1 pseudogene is annotated in these 273 nt (G+C 58.6%); it reads left to right on the forward strand.

The features are described 5' to 3' along the window. A pseudogene (locus tag ABG80_RS22675) lies at positions 1 to 246 on the forward strand (hypothetical protein); the annotation flags it as partial. Positions 247 to 273 lie beyond the last annotated feature (27 nt).

A 273-nucleotide genomic window follows, 5' to 3' on the forward strand; every position in this document is an offset into this window, starting at 1 on the left:
TTCATGGAGGTTTTCAAGTACGCCGTCAAGTTCAGCGATCAGCCGGTTGCCGATACATGGCATGCCTTTCAGACGCTCAAGGGGAAACGCCTTCTTGGTTCTGCTGGGTGCTTCCGAGGTGTCGAGGTGCCGGAAGGGCTGACCGATGAGCCGCTCGATGAGCTGCCGTATGTCGAGCTGTTCTATCGCTATCTGCATGGAAAGGGCTACGCCGTTTCGCATGCGAATCGCCCCAAAGCGGCGTAGCCGCCGAGGGATCAGACGGGTAGGGGA

It is taken from the genome of Aquabacterium parvum, assembly GCF_001447195.1.
Taxonomy (GTDB): domain Bacteria; phylum Pseudomonadota; class Gammaproteobacteria; order Burkholderiales; family Burkholderiaceae_C; genus Aquabacterium; species Aquabacterium parvum.